This window comes from Trebonia kvetii (assembly GCF_007827045.1).
In the GTDB taxonomy this organism is placed as follows: domain Bacteria; phylum Actinomycetota; class Actinomycetes; order Streptosporangiales; family Streptosporangiaceae; genus Trebonia; species Trebonia kvetii.
The window spans coordinates 1-251 of record NZ_RPFW01000088.1 but is presented as its reverse complement, the minus strand read 5'-3'; the positions used below and the strand labels follow the sequence as shown (position 1 = coordinate 251).

Sequence of the window (251 nt, the reverse complement as noted above, 5' to 3'; positions counted from 1 at the left end):
CCTGCGGTCGTGGTTCGCCGCCGGCGACGACGTCAATGCGCTGCTGCCCGTTCTGCAGGCTTACATGGGGCACTCCTCGATCGGTGACACCGCCTACTACCTGCGGCTGACCGCCGAGTCCTACCCCCAGATCGCCGCCCGCGTCCAGCGCGAGTACGGCGGCATCGTCCCGCCCGCCACCGGGGGCCCGGCCGATGGCGACTGACTTCGCGGCCGCCCTGCGCCGCTTCCTCACGTCCTACCTGGCCGGC

The 251-nt window shown here is 72.5% G+C and carries 1 protein-coding gene; it reads left to right on the top strand.

From position 1 onward, the window contains the following. A partial coding sequence (locus EAS64_RS43090) for a site-specific integrase (RefSeq protein WP_246116168.1) occupies window positions 1–205 on the top strand: 205 nt, incomplete at its 5' end. Window positions 206–251: the final 46 nt, after the last annotated feature.